This is a genomic window from Idiomarina piscisalsi, from assembly GCF_003987095.1.
Classification (GTDB): Bacteria; Pseudomonadota; Gammaproteobacteria; order Enterobacterales; family Alteromonadaceae; genus Idiomarina; species Idiomarina piscisalsi.
This window is the reverse complement of the sequence record NZ_PIQA01000001.1, coordinates 97078-109990: the sequence shown is the minus strand read 5'-3', so window position 1 is coordinate 109990 and position 12913 is coordinate 97078. Positions and strand designations below refer to the sequence as shown.

General features: G+C 46.2%; 13 protein-coding genes. 2 read left to right on the top strand and 11 right to left on the bottom strand.

Features of this window, described 5'->3' with window-relative positions; all coding sequences use genetic code 11:
- Nucleotides 1-140: 140 nt before the first annotated feature.
- The 7 genes from CWI73_RS00520 to queE all read right to left on the bottom strand — a co-directional run bounded on the left by CWI73_RS00520 (nt 141) and on the right by queE (nt 5078).
- Complete coding sequence (locus CWI73_RS00520) at nt 141-647, bottom strand: hypothetical protein (RefSeq protein WP_126751060.1); 507 nt, start codon at nt 645-647, stop codon at nt 141-143.
- A 34-nt stretch (nt 648-681) separates the two neighbouring features.
- Nucleotides 682-1746: a hypothetical protein gene (locus CWI73_RS00515; RefSeq protein WP_126751059.1), complete on the bottom strand. Its 1065-nt coding sequence runs from the start codon at nt 1744-1746 to the stop codon at nt 682-684.
- Between the two features lie 47 nt (nt 1747-1793).
- Nucleotides 1794-2297: a hypothetical protein gene (locus tag CWI73_RS00510; protein ID WP_126751058.1), complete on the bottom strand. Its 504-nt coding sequence runs from the start codon at nt 2295-2297 to the stop codon at nt 1794-1796.
- 2 nt (nt 2298-2299) lie between these two features.
- A complete protein-coding gene (locus tag CWI73_RS00505) occupies nt 2300-2836 on the bottom strand; it encodes a hypothetical protein (RefSeq protein ID WP_126751057.1) in 537 nt (178 codons plus the stop codon).
- Nucleotides 2820-4037, bottom strand: coding sequence for a TadE/TadG family type IV pilus assembly protein (locus CWI73_RS00500; RefSeq protein ID WP_126751056.1), 1218 nt, complete (start codon nt 4035-4037; stop codon nt 2820-2822). The genes CWI73_RS00505 and CWI73_RS00500 overlap by 17 nt, the downstream gene beginning before the upstream one ends.
- A 1-nt stretch (nt 4038) precedes the next feature.
- The gene (locus tag CWI73_RS00495) at nt 4039-4314 is read right to left on the bottom strand and encodes a Flp family type IVb pilin (protein WP_126751055.1); all 276 of its coding nucleotides are present in this window, start codon (nt 4312-4314) and stop codon (nt 4039-4041) included.
- Nucleotides 4315-4406: 92 nt separating this feature from the next.
- Complete coding sequence (gene queE / locus CWI73_RS00490) at nt 4407-5078, bottom strand: 7-carboxy-7-deazaguanine synthase QueE (RefSeq protein ID WP_126751054.1); 672 nt, start codon at nt 5076-5078, stop codon at nt 4407-4409.
- A gap of 63 nt (nt 5079-5141) precedes the next feature.
- Between queE and queC the strand changes: the two genes are divergently transcribed.
- The gene (queC, locus tag CWI73_RS00485) at nt 5142-5801 is read left to right on the top strand and encodes a 7-cyano-7-deazaguanine synthase QueC (protein ID WP_126751053.1); all 660 of its coding nucleotides are present in this window, start codon (nt 5142-5144) and stop codon (nt 5799-5801) included.
- Here the strand turns inward: queC and nagZ are convergent.
- Nucleotides 5798-6802, bottom strand: a complete 1005-nt coding sequence (gene nagZ / locus CWI73_RS00480; RefSeq protein ID WP_126751052.1) for a beta-N-acetylhexosaminidase — start codon at nt 6800-6802, stop codon at nt 5798-5800. The genes queC and nagZ overlap by 4 nt on opposite strands.
- 150 nt (nt 6803-6952) lie before the next feature.
- On the opposite strand from nagZ, the gene CWI73_RS00475 reads away from it, so the two are divergent.
- Nucleotides 6953-8287 (top strand): S41 family peptidase, encoded by a 1335-nt coding sequence (locus tag CWI73_RS00475; protein ID WP_126751051.1) that lies wholly within the window; start codon nt 6953-6955, stop codon nt 8285-8287.
- A gap of 19 nt (nt 8288-8306) precedes the next feature.
- Here CWI73_RS00475 and CWI73_RS00470 read toward each other — a convergent pair whose 3' ends face one another.
- The 3 genes from CWI73_RS00470 to CWI73_RS00460 form a co-directional block, all read right to left on the bottom strand.
- Nucleotides 8307-10646 carry an acyl-CoA dehydrogenase gene (locus tag CWI73_RS00470; protein ID WP_126751050.1) on the bottom strand — a complete coding sequence of 780 codons (2340 nt, stop codon included), beginning with the start codon at nt 10644-10646 and terminating at the stop codon, nt 8307-8309.
- A gap of 63 nt (nt 10647-10709) precedes the next feature.
- A complete protein-coding gene (locus CWI73_RS00465) occupies nt 10710-11336 on the bottom strand; it encodes a TetR/AcrR family transcriptional regulator (RefSeq protein WP_053952765.1) in 627 nt (208 codons plus the stop codon).
- Nucleotides 11337-11418: 82 nt separating this feature from the next.
- Nucleotides 11419-12912, bottom strand: coding sequence for a TrkH family potassium uptake protein (locus tag CWI73_RS00460; protein WP_126751049.1), 1494 nt, complete (start codon nt 12910-12912; stop codon nt 11419-11421).
- Nucleotide 12913: the final 1 nt, after the last annotated feature.

Genomic DNA, 12913 nt, shown 5'->3' with positions numbered 1-12913 from the left:
GTAAAACTCCCTGACTCTATTCCCTGTCTCTATTAAATAATCAAGAACTGACCAGTTTTCCTCTACAACAACCAGCGCTAACATGACGAGTATCGAAAGAAGCATCCATTCAACCGATGCCTGTCCGCGTTGATACGCCGTCATATCACATGAACCATAACGACATATTCGCCTTGCTGGGAGAATACCAATCGGCCTAAGCCATCCTTAAACTCCCACAGATCATTTGGCATCTCTATGGAGCGAAAAGAACGTATTTTCTGGCTGTATTTAAGCTTTAAGATCTTTTGCACATCACCCAAGCTGTAGTGCGATACATAAACCCAAACTTCCTTGCCATTTTGTTCGGTCTGCGACAACACGAAAAATGGGCCAACTAACTTAGCCCCTTCGATATCCGTACTAATAATTTTACTAAGAACCCATGTGTCATCTGTTCCTTTAAAAAAAGTCCAGTTTTTATTCTCAATTTGGCATAACCAAAAATCGAACTTATTACGGTCGCAGTATGGATAAAAGTCTTTAAGAAGTTCCCAGTCTGGTGTTTTCGGATTTTGTAAAAAGTAGGCTTTCGCACCGGTATTATTTGCTACCGGCATTTGCGTCCACTGCCACTGATCAAACCCTGTTGGAATATCAGCAATCATAAGTTCCCTCTTAGTTTGCTCGTTAAGTTCCGCTTTAATTAGGACTTTTGGGAATCGTGTGAACTATCACAATACTTTTTCCTTCCTGAGAAAAAGTAAGACGACCCAAGTCTCCTTTAAAGTGCCAAATATCATTATTTGTCTCGACTGACTCAAATGACTGAATATCCTGATTATGAAAAAATAGAAGCATATCTTTAGTATGCTCCATATCGCCCCAGACTATATATGCCCATACTTCTGCTTCAGCGGAATCATCGTAATAAAGTTTTATTGGTTGCGTTTCCAAAATACCTTCAGGGGCATCACTTTCTAACTTGGTTAAAATCCACTGACCGTCTTTGCCCTCATAAAACCGCCAATCAGCCTCTCCAATGCCGCAGATCCAAACCATGGTTTTTCCGCCTGGGCAAAGTGGATACTGAAAGTCTATTCGCTCCCAATCTGGCTCATATGGATCTTCCAAGTGATAACCAACAACATAGTCATTTAATGAACTTATCGGTTTTATACTCCATGACCACTCATTAAAAAGCGGTGGAAGTTCACTTTCATTAGTATTGTCAGATTTGCTTAGCGTTGAACTGGGTGCCCCGCCTTTTGAAACTTTGTGAGTAATAATCACGCTCTCACCCTGCTGGGAAAATGTAACCCGCCCCTTTTCGTTATCCAGCGTCCACACATCATTTTCAGTTTCAATAGATTCGGTAGCTTTAACACTCTGAGCATGCTCAAGTTGCATAGCAGCTTTAGAAGCCCCCATGTTAAGTAGAGAGAAATAACCCCATACTTGCTCGTTATCATTTTCAACGAAGTGAAAGGGCATCATTGGTCCAGTTATTGAAGCTTCCTCTTGCTTTACAGGAACTGATGCTAACACCCATTGTCCATCGCCATTCTGATATAGTGTCAACTCTAACCCGTCGGCTATGCACAGCCATACAGATGTGTTATTTCCGAGACATCCAGGATATTCATCATGAACGTCTTCCCACACAGGTTCGGCTGGTGCTTCAAGGTGGTAAGCAACTATATTTTCAAGCGAACTAATTGACTGCTGACTCCACGACCATTCATCAAATACATCTGGTAAATCCATTTACCTCTCCAATTTTTGCTGGAAAATCGAACACTATTAACGATAGTTTATTTAGGAACTGTATGAACAAGGATGACATTGTCGCCCTTTTGAGAAAAAGTGACTGTTCCCATACCGCTCTTTAAGTGCCAAATATCTTTTCGTCGATTAATAGACTCAAAGGACTCAATTTTTTTGTTATAAATGGATAAAAGGGATTGTTGCAAAAAATCTACTGTTCCCAAGGCTAAGTAAGCCCAAACCTTTTTGTCGGTTTTTTCCTCGAAATATATTGGAACTAATGGGCCGTCGAGAGTCACATCATTTGCCTCTCGCTTTGCTTCAATTAAAACCCATTGATTATCATCTGCTTCATAAAATCGCCATTGACGATTATTTATCGTACAGAGCCAAATAATATTTCGACCACCAACGCATGAGTCATATGCCTTATCAATGAGCTCCCAATCTGGCCTGTATGGTTGCTCAAGATGGTAGCTAACAATATTATCCAATGAGCTTATCGACTGTTGACTCCAGGACCAGTCATTGAAAACTTCTGGCAAATCCATGATTACCTCTCTATTAGTGCATTGTCAGGAACAACATTTGAATCAATATGACCAAAGACTAATGAGTCTGCTTTCAGTTCTTTAGCCAAGAAAATAAAACCTATACCATTTTGGACAGTACGCATTATTGGGTGTCCTAAAGCGTTGTTTACGACAAGGGCGGACGGTCTCGAAACTAGCCCCTCTTGTTCTTTTGTTTCCCAGCTATCCGTTAGCCTAACCATATGGTGAGTATTTATTTCTTGCTGGTTTGTAACCCTTAAGTTGTCTCTTTCTAGGTTAACTGGTACTAGCCGATCTATTGGTTCTATTAACCTACCGAAATAGCTATTCAAACGATAACGTCCGCTCAAGTGTGTTTTTTCCGGGTTTCTCAGCCTTTCCCAAGTGACTTGTCTCGATAATTTCAATGAGTTTGAGTGATCATCAATAGCAGGTACTAGTAAACGACTTAAGGAAACAGTAATTACCACAAGTAGCGTTAGTGCTAAAAGACACTCTATGAGTCCTTGACCACTTTGATTATTGAATATATTCATTGCCTGCCAACCACAATTTATCTTCTATACTTAACGGCTCCAAATTAGCCTGCCATAAAGCGTTAAAGAGATTCCCTAGCTCTATAAAACGATCATTTCTTGGAAAAACCGACTCTGGTCGCATAAAATGAGTTCTAGCTTTTGCGTAAGCAACTTGTTCGCCCAGTGAAACTCTTACCACCAATGAATCAGCCGCCGTACTCCAAAAATGATTAAGTTTCGTATAGTTAAAAGCTCCTTGAGTAACGTCAAATGATTCCATTTGAGATAAAGCAAGGCTAGAAGAATTGGAGTTACTTCTAAAAGCTCCACCATAGGCATTGCGTTGAGTACGTTTTTTATCTTGTGCACTTGCTCCCCACCCTAAAGGAATTTGCTCCCTAAAACCGCCAAAGAGCCAATGACGACCATGTAAAGAAACTGAGTCTAAAGAATGCCAGTCCCATTTTCCGCCACTATTAACGCTCAATTCAGTTCCGCCGCGTTTAACAACTTTATGGCTGAACAGACTCACCCAGTTATATCCCCTTGATTTACTAAATGGGTCTAAGCTTTTTATTGTTAACTCTTCAAAAAACTCAGACTCTTCAGAGTTACTGGTAGACTCACGATCGAACCTTGTAACCCAAAGATAGGGAAATGGAACCAAGCCACCACCTTGATAGGCATCCCAACCCAATTCTTGAGAGTGCTGAGAAACGACATCATTTAGTAGCAATGGCATATCAAAAAAGAACTCGATATCTAAAGCTCTTTGCGCAATTGATATTCCTTGAATTACGGCTTTTTGAAAAATAACAAGCAACCGCGCCACTTCCGCAAAGCTCTCCTCAATGCGTTCAACAATCATCGATATAGCCCGAGTTATTTGAGCTACGTAAGGAATAAACGAGGTAATGGTTTCAAGATTTTCTGCGGTACGATCCAGCATGGCCAAATAACTTGCCAAGCCAACCCACTGGGCAATTGCAACTTGGTTGCCTATAAGCGCGCGGTTGGTAAGAGCCATAAAGTTCATCTGCCTCGACATGGCGACTGCTGCACTATATGCAGCGTTGTCAGCAACACTTTGCAAATAAAACTGTTGGCGTGCATGCTTGCCCATATCTGTCACAGCAAATAGTAAACTTGCGACCAGGAGCAAAACGCCGGTCATCATGACCAACGTTTGCCCTGTTTGCTTCTTTCGAAAGCCCAACATTTTAGTTGTCGCCCTGTTCGGTCGCCTCGTCATAATTGCCGAGGTTTACATCAGTGTCAGCAACGGTACCTGCACGGCGGGACGACTGTCTGGCTCTGTTGAGTTGTTGACTAGATGACTGCCCGGTCATCTCCTGAGCCAGGCCAGCAACTTGGTTACGTATGGCTTTGCCGAACAGTGAGTAGACGCCAATTGCAGCAACAGCAATAAGTGCAACAATGATGATGTATTCGGTCATTCCCTGACCGCGACTGCGTGAAATGAATTTCCGTTTCATAAAACCTCCTGTCAAAATTTGCCTTGCTTGGCGAGTTAGGACAGGAAGTATAGATCGACTTTCAGAGGGTCAGAGCACGAGTAGTCAATGTCTTACTCAATATTGAGATATTTATGCATCTGCACCGACAAGCGCCAGTTGCGCTCAATACAGGTTTGCATAGCAAGCTCGGTGGCCCGTGGGCGCTGGCTTATGGGCTGTAGGCAAATAATAGCGTCGGCTTTGGGTGGGCAACGTTTTAGCAGTGAATCTAAAGCGTCTATGTGCTTTTGCATGGCAATCGGGTGTTTTATTTCGTTAGCGCGCGCCATGCAGTCTGGACGCACCAGGTAGCCGCCCGGCATATCTAACTTAGGTGACACGGTTACCCAGGTATTGTCGGTCACTTTTAGCTCGAAGGTGCCGCTGGTTTCTATTTGCAGCTGGTAGCCTTTGGCTTCTAAGGCTTCGCCTAGTGGCTGCAAGTCGAACATAGCGGGCTCGCCGCCGGTTATGACCACGTGTTTGGCGGCATAACCTTCTTGCTCAAAGCGTTTGACTATGTCTTCAGCAGTCATTTCTGTCCATTTCGATGAGGCTTCGGTTTTTGCCATCATCGCGTCAGGGCTTACTTTATCGCTGTCGTTGGTTTCCCACGTGTGTTGAGTGTCACACCACGGACAACCCACGGGGCAGCCTTGCAAGCGCACAAATATGGATGGCACACCAGTAAAGGTGCCCTCGCCCTGCAGGGTCTCGAAAATTTCGTTGATGCGATAAGACATAGCTTTCGTTAAAATGGCTTCTATTAAGGTGGATAGACCGCAGATTATACGGAGAGTTACAGCATGTCGCAAAAGGTCGTTGTTATTTATTCAGGTGGAATGGACTCGTTTACAGTGCTGCACAAAGCATTGCAGGAAGGTAATGAGGTGCTGGCACTGTCGTTTAACTACGGTCAGCGCCATGTGAAAGAGCTAGAAGTTGCCGCTAACGTCTGTAAACAGCATGGAATTCCGCATAAAGTAGTCGACATTACTACCATTAACCAACTACTGTCCGGCAGTTCATTAACCGACGACATTGATATTCCCGAGGGACACTACGAAGAAGAGTCGATGAAGTCGACGGTGGTACCTAACCGCAATATGATTTTGTTGTCGTTAGCCATTGGTTATGCGGTGTCTCAGAAAGCTTCTGCGGTGTATTACGGCGCTCATTCAGGCGACCACGCCATTTACCCGGACTGTCGGCCGGAGTTTGTGCGTCAAATGGATGTGGTCAGTAAAATGGCCAATTACGAACCGGTAGCTGTTCATGCGCCTTATTTAGACGTCGATAAAAACGCCATTTTAGCCGATGGCCTGAAAATGGGTCTGGACTACAGCCAAACCTGGACGTGCTATAACGGCCGGGACAAGGCCTGTGGTAAATGCGGAGCCTGTGTGGAGCGTTTAGAGGCCTTCGCTGCCAACGGCGTTGAAGACCCCATTCCTTACGAAGCTTAATTAGCCACTGACAGCCAGCGCTGTGCTTGTTGCCAGCGCTCGGTGCGCTTCAACTCTTCCAGACCAACAGCAGATTCGCTCATCAGCATACGTTGAACGCGCTGAGCACTTTCTGGCTCGGTTGCCGGAAGCTCTGCGTCAAGTACCTGTAAGGCCCCTGCTCTGTCATTACAAACCAGTATCATATCGCAGCCTGCATTCAATGCGGCTAACGCCCTTTGCTGCATGTCGCCCGCGACAGTCGCGCCCTGCATCGACAAGTCATCACTGAAAATGGTGCCGTTAAATTGCAGTTCATTACGCAGTATTTGTTGTAGCCAAAACTCACTAAAGCCAGCTGGCTGTGGGTCAATTTTCGGGTAAATAACGTGTGCCGGCATCATGCCATCAAGCTTTTGGCTTAATGACAAAAACGGCTTCAAGTCATGTGCCCGAATTTGCTCCAGTGTGCGATCGTCTTCTGGAATGGCAATGTGTGAGTCAGCCTGCACCGAGCCATGCCCAGGGAAATGTTTGCCAGTAGAGGCCATACCGGCTTCATGCATGCCCTCAATAAACGCAGAGGCGAGCTCAGAAATCTCTGAGGGGACATCAGAGAACGCCCGGTCGCCAATCACTTCGCTGCAATCATCGACATCTAACACCGGCGCAAAGCTAATATCTATGCCGACAGCCTGTACTTCTGCTGCCATTAACCAACCTAAGTCTCGTGCCGCACGATGGCGCTCATCGGCGCTTTCAATGCGACGCAGTGAGCCCATTGCCGGAATAGCGCTGAAGCCATCCCGGAAACGCTGCACACGCCCGCCTTCGTGGTCTACAGCAATAAGTAGAGGTTTAGCGGCAGCCATACGAGCTTCCTGAGTTAAACGAACCAACTGCTCGACCGACGCAAAATTGCGTGTAAACAGTATCAGTCCATTAACAGAGGGTTGTGCCAACAGCTTCTTGTCTTCTGGCGTTAGTTCGGTGCCCTCAATGTCTATCATGACTTGTGCCATAACGTCGTTGTTCTCCGTCTGTGTTTAACGGTCAATAGTCAGTGTCGGCAGTGTGCCACGATGCAGTAAAAAGCGCCACGCTGGGTGTTCATCTTTTCGTTCTCTGTGCTAAATTGTGAGTTAACATTTTTACAACACGCGAGATGGAGTATGACCTTTAAGAAACCTTTATTGCTACTGAGCATGGCAGCGGCATTATCAGCCTGTGGTGGCTCTGACAGCAGCTCCAGCATTGGTGACGATGACTCAGGCTACGTGACCTGCTCTGTCGAAGATCAAAACCAGCGCTTTTTCAATTATATGAAAGAGGATTATTTCTGGGCCGATCAACTACAGGACAGTATTGACCCGGAAGCCTTTGACGATGTTTACGCGGTTCTCGAAGAGTTACGTGTTCCTGAAGACCGGTACAGCTATATTTTAACGGAAGAGGAATACGAACAGCTATACGTTAACGCCACCTACTACGGTTTCGGTTTTTCAATGGAGCAAATAAGCGATACTCGCGTGAAAATTCGCTTTGTTTATAACGACTCCCCTGCTGATACAGCGGGCATAGAACGTGCTGACGAGCTAATTGCCATTGACGGTGTGCCGGTTTCTGAACTACTTGCCAGCGGTGAATTTGATGATGCCCTAGGACCAAACGAGGAAGGCATTAGTAAAACACTTACCTGGGAAAAGCCTGACGGCACCGAGCAAACCGATGTTCTAAGCAAAGTTGAAGTTGAAACCAACACTGTCATGGGCGCACAGACCACAGTGCTCGATAACGGAGACACTGCCGGTTACTTTACCCTCGATTCTTTCATTAACCGTACGGGCAGTGACTTAAACGAAGCTTTTGACTTGTTCGCTAACGAAGGCGTTGATCATTTAATTATCGATGTGCGTTACAACGGTGGTGGTCTCATTCGTTACGCCAACCAAACCTCCAGCCAGGCGGCAGGCAATAACGTACTGGGCGAAACCTTTTTAACTTATCGCTTTAATGAGCAAAACAGCGATAAAAACGAAACCCTCCAGTTCGAGCTAATCGACGGCACGCAGAAGCTCGACTTAGATACTGTTTATGTTTTAACGACCGGCAGCAGCTGCTCTTCTTCGGAAATTATCATTAACTCTTTAAAACCTTACGTGAATGTTGTCACTATTGGTGAAAATACCTGTGGTAAACCTGTCGGCCAGCAGCCTGAACAATTGTGTGACAAAGTGACTTTCGCTATTAACTTTGAAACAGTGAACGCTGAGGGCGAGGGTCAGTATTACGACGGCTTGGCTCCTACCTGTGAGGTTGAGGACCAAATTATTGCGGATTGGGGAAGCGAGCAAGATCCGCTGACCGGTGCTGCATACAGCTATATTGAAACAGGCAGTTGTCCGGCAACAGCGAGTGCAAGCACAGAAACGAAAAAGAGCGCTCAACAGCGCTCTTTTGTGGACCCAGTGTTCAACTTAAAAGACAAACGTCGAACACTTTATTAAGTTGAAATAAATGCGGTGGTCAGTCCCTGACCGCCGCTTTTCTCAAGTCACCTTTTGCCGTGTAAAACTGGTTATTTTCCAGAATACCCGGCGCGAAACTGTCGACCCCAATAGCAAGCAATCGCAGCTCTTCGGTTTCTGCCAGCTTCTCAGCAGTTTCTTTATCCACTAAGCCCTTTTCTAAAGCGGCATCGGCAAGTTCCTGACCGTTTAGGTTAGACGACAATTCACCGCGTTTCTGAGCCTTGCGAAGCGTTTTGTAAACCGACTTCATTTCCAGCATGGATAAAAACGCTTTTTCCATGTGACCGGTCGGATCGTTCTTGTCGTCTTTCCAGTAGCACAGGAAGGTGTGGCGATCTCGTGTGACGCCCGGCTCCATCATGCTTAGGCTAATTTCCTGCAAGGTGTCGTCTTTTGGCTTCTTAAAGTGATTACCCAGCGGGAATATCACTAAGCGCATCATCCAGGCGACAGCACGGTTCGGGAAGTTCTCGAAGAAACCATAGAAAGCTTCAGCAATACTGTGCAGGTGATGTTGCAACGCATAATGCACATACGGCAAGTCAGCAACCTGACGACCTTCGTCTTCAAAGCGTTTCAACACTGCAGAGCCCATGTATAAATGACTTAAAACATCACCCAGGCGCGCTGAGATCATTTCTTTGCGCTTCAGGTCACCGCCCATCATCAGCATGGAAATGTCTGACGCTAACGCCAACCCACGGCTCATGCGGCCCAGTTTACGGTAATACTGAGCCGTTTCACCGCTAACCGGAGACTCACCAAAACGTGCGCCTGTCAGACCCAACCACAGACTTCCAAATACGTTGCTGGCCGCAAAGCCAATGTGTTTCATTAGCAAGCCGTCGAACTCGCGCATACCCTCGTCTTCATTTGGGTTTGCGGCCGCTTGCATTTCTTTTAGTACATAAGGGTGACAACGAGTCGCTCCCTGCCCAAAAATCATGAGGTTACGGGTTAGAATGTTAGCCCCTTCTACCGTAATAGAAACCGGCGTTGCCATGTAATTGTGGCCCAGGTAGTTATGTGGCCCCAACTGAATGCCCTTACCGGCATGAATATCCATAGCGTGCTCAATAACCTCACGACCCATTTCTGTCATGTGGTATTTAGTCATTGCCGTTACTACCGATGGACTCATCCCCTGACACAGCGATGAAATTGTTAAGCGGCGCATTGATTCGAGAATATAGTTCGTACCGCCAATTTTACCCATTGATGACTGTACGCCTTCAAACATACCAATAGGCAGACCAAACTGTTGGCGTACATAGGCGTATGCGCCCGTCATTCGCTGAGTAACATGACCCGATGCCGTTGCCAGCGCCGGCAGTGAAATGCCTCGACCAGCTGACAGACACTCAACCAGCATACGCCAGCCTTTACCAGCGTAATCTTCACCACCGATAATCCATTTCAGCGGAATAAATACGTCTTTACCGTAAGTGGTACCGTTTAAAAACGCCTGATTCAACGGGAAATGGCGGTCACCAATTTCGACGCCTTTGTGACTGGTTGGAATAAGCGCACAAGTAATGCCTATGTCTTTTTTGTCGCCCATTAAACCTTCCGGATCGTACAGTTTAAACGCAAGCCCCAGAACCGTAGCTGAAGGCGCCAGAGTAATGTAACGCTTTGACCAGTTCAGACGAATACCAACCACTTCTTCGCCCTCGTGCTCGCCTTTACAGATAATGCCTTCGTCCGGAATGGAGCCTGCATCAGACCCGGCTTCAGGGCCCGTTAAGGCAAAGCATGGAATATCGGTACCATCGGCTAAACGAGGCAACCAATACTCTTTTTGTTCTTTGGTACCGTAATGCGTCAGCAGTTCGCCCGGGCCTAATGAGTTAGGCACCATAACCGAGACTGCGGCGCTAATTGAACGGCTGGCAATACGCGACACAATGTACGAGTTAGCCGCCGGAGAAAAGTCGAGACCGCCGTGCTCTTTGCCAATAATCATGGCAAAGAAACGTTCTTTTCTCAGAAAGTCCCATACTTGTTTTGGCAAGTCTCTGTCTTGCTGCACAATTTTGAAGTCATCGATCATATCCAGCAACGTATTCAACTGGTTATCGATAAAATCCTGCTCTTCCTGAGTCAGCTTCGGCTGAGGCATATCCAGCAGCTTCTGCCAGTCTGGGCGGCCTTTAAATAGCTCGCCGTCCCACCATACGTCACCAGCTTCCATAGCCTCTCGCTCGGTGTCCGACATTGGTGGCAAAATGCGCTTAAAAATACCAAAAACAGGTTTCGTAATAAGGCTGCGACGGATATCTCCGACTGCAAATACCAGTACTACTAAAACCAACAACAAAATGAGAATTTCCATGGTTATCTCCAGTGCACCATCACAATGAAAGTGTAGTCAAATCTCAGTCTTACGACAGTTTATTTACGAATTTTCGAGCCCGCCAGACACAAACGGAATAAGTTGGTCAATAACATCTTGTGCGCCAATTTGCTGATTAAACTCAGCCTGCGCTATTTCTATAAGTGCTTGCCCTGATACCTGAGCAAAGACCACAGAGCCCAACACAAAGTGCAGACGCCAAAACATTTGTTGCTCATCTAAATGCGGATTAGTGCGCTTTAAAAGCTGCAGTAAGTGTTGTAATACATTGCCGTACTCTTGCTGAGTGTACTTACGCAAATGCCCCTGTATTTCAGAATAAGCAAAACCCAGTAATCGTAAAAAAGTATCGGGACCGCGCTTGTTGATTTGGGTCAACTTAGCAAGCGGAAGTTTGAAACGCTCAAATAACGCCTGTGTTTTTAAGTCTTTTTGGGCTTCAGCTTCGTTTAGCTGTTCCTCTAAAGCAGGCATAAAAACACTTAGGTAACGGGCAATGACTGCCTGTATCAGCGCCTTTTTTGAGCCGAAATGATAGTTTACGGAAGCCAGATTCACGCCCGCCTCGTGGGTGATCTGCCGTAAAGAGGTCTGTTCAAAGCCGTCTCGCGCAAACAGCGCTTCAGCGGCGTTGAGTATTTTTTGTTGAGTCGTAATGCGTGCTGCCATGATATAAATAAACGCATGATTTAAACATGCGTTTAATTTAATTCATGTGGTTTCAGCGTGCAAGTGTTCGCTGAAATTTATTTTAGTGCTTCCAGTAATGTCTGTGAAATAAAATAAGCACCGTCATAATTTCCAGACGCCCCGCTAACATAGCAAATATCAGCAATAGTTTGGCACCACCGTCCAGGCTTGAAAAGTTACCTGCAGGTCCAATAATTTCGCCAAGCCCCGGACCAACGTTCCCCACAGCTGATGCAGCACCAGAAATAGCGGTTAGAAAGTCGAGATCAAATAACGACAGTCCCAGAGCAATAACAGCCACCAGCAAGAAGTACATAAAGCAGAACGCCACCATTGAGCCCAATAGTGAGTCGTTAACTCGTCGCTCCTGATACGTTTCAACCCGAACCAAGTTTGGGTGAATGAGTTGACTAAACTGTTTTTTAAGCAGCAACTGTGAAAGCTGGAAGCGGAATATCTTCATGCCACCGGCAGTCGAGCCAGTACAGCCGCCAATAAACATAAGATAGAAAAAGACCATCAACGACCAGCTGCCCCAGTTGCCGTAATCTTCCGTCGCGTACCCGGTAGTGGTCACCACAGACACCACGTTAAATGCGGTGTGCATGAGGGCGTCGCCGAGCTCTCGCCCTTTGACTACTTGCACCAAGGAAATAAGCGCAATGGCGATTAGTAAAAAAGTAACAAAAGCACGAACCTGAGTATCTTTCCAAATAGGTTCGTAATCTCCTTTCAGGGCTCTAATATAAAGAACAAAGGGCAATGCCCCCGCAACCATAAATAGCGTGCCCGTTATGACCAAAAATGGCGTGTCAGAAAAGTGGCCGAAAGAGGCATCGTAATTAGAGAAACCAGCAGTGGCTATGGTTGTCATACCATGGACAAAGGCATCAAAGCTCGTCATTCCACCAATAAGGTATAGCGCAATAACTGCAACAGTCAGTATTAAATAAACACGCCCTATGGCTAAAACCATGTGGCTTGAGCGAGGCATAAATTTGCCCGACATGTCGGAAGATTCAGCTTGGAACAGGCGCATACCACCAACCTGCAAAAACGGTAGTATGGCCATAGCCATAACGATGATTCCTATACCGCCTAACCACTGCAGCATCGCTCGCCATAACAACACACTCGACGGTAAGTTATCCAAACCGGAAATAACCGTAGCACCCGTTGTGGTAATAGCTGACATCGACTCAAACCAAGCGCTGGAGAAATCGAGGTACGGTTGAGCGAAGATAAACGGCAAAGCCCCAAAAAGGCTAGCTGACATCCAACACAAGGTGGTTAATAGAAAGACTTGCCGGGCCCTAAGTTTTGCGTCACCAACCGGTTGCAGGAAAAGCGCAACACCAATCACAAAACCAATGATAGCCAGTGTTAAATACGTCCACTGCTCTTTTTCTGCATTAATGACAGCCATAACAAATGGTGCCAGTAATGCCAAAGACAGCAGCGCCAGCAAACCACCTACAGCTTTCAATAGAAGCTTTATCGCCTGACGTTTATCAAGCGGCGTTTGCTTAAGCGAGCTGCTGGCCTGAAGCGACATG

Bases quoted from the DNA above. Each gene is read 5' to 3' on its own strand.
- CWI73_RS00520 (WP_126751060.1), bottom strand. From the start codon at position 647: ATGATTGCTGATATTCCAACAGGGTTTGATCAGTGGCAGTGGACGCAA.
- CWI73_RS00515 (WP_126751059.1), bottom strand. From the start codon at position 1,746: ATGGATTTACCAGATGTATTTGATGAATGGTCGTGGAGTCAGCAGTCA.
- CWI73_RS00510 (WP_126751058.1), bottom strand. From the start codon at position 2,297: ATGGATTTGCCAGAAGTTTTCAATGACTGGTCCTGGAGTCAACAGTCG.
- CWI73_RS00505 (WP_126751057.1), bottom strand. From the start codon at position 2,836: ATGAATATATTCAATAATCAAAGTGGTCAAGGACTCATAGAGTGTCTT.
- CWI73_RS00500 (WP_126751056.1), bottom strand. From the start codon at position 4,037: ATGTTGGGCTTTCGAAAGAAGCAAACAGGGCAAACGTTGGTCATGATG.
- CWI73_RS00495 (WP_126751055.1), bottom strand. From the start codon at position 4,314: ATGAAACGGAAATTCATTTCACGCAGTCGCGGTCAGGGAATGACCGAA.
- queE (WP_126751054.1), bottom strand. From the start codon at position 5,078: ATGTCTTATCGCATCAACGAAATTTTCGAGACCCTGCAGGGCGAGGGC.
- queC (WP_126751053.1), top strand. From the start codon at position 5,142: ATGTCGCAAAAGGTCGTTGTTATTTATTCAGGTGGAATGGACTCGTTT.
- nagZ (WP_126751052.1), bottom strand. From the start codon at position 6,802: ATGGCACAAGTCATGATAGACATTGAGGGCACCGAACTAACGCCAGAA.
- CWI73_RS00475 (WP_126751051.1), top strand. From the start codon at position 6,953: ATGACCTTTAAGAAACCTTTATTGCTACTGAGCATGGCAGCGGCATTA.
- CWI73_RS00470 (WP_126751050.1), bottom strand. From the start codon at position 10,646: ATGGAAATTCTCATTTTGTTGTTGGTTTTAGTAGTACTGGTATTTGCA.
- CWI73_RS00465 (WP_053952765.1), bottom strand. From the start codon at position 11,336: ATGGCAGCACGCATTACGACTCAACAAAAAATACTCAACGCCGCTGAA.
- CWI73_RS00460 (WP_126751049.1), bottom strand. From the start codon at position 12,912: ATGTCGCTTCAGGCCAGCAGCTCGCTTAAGCAAACGCCGCTTGATAAA.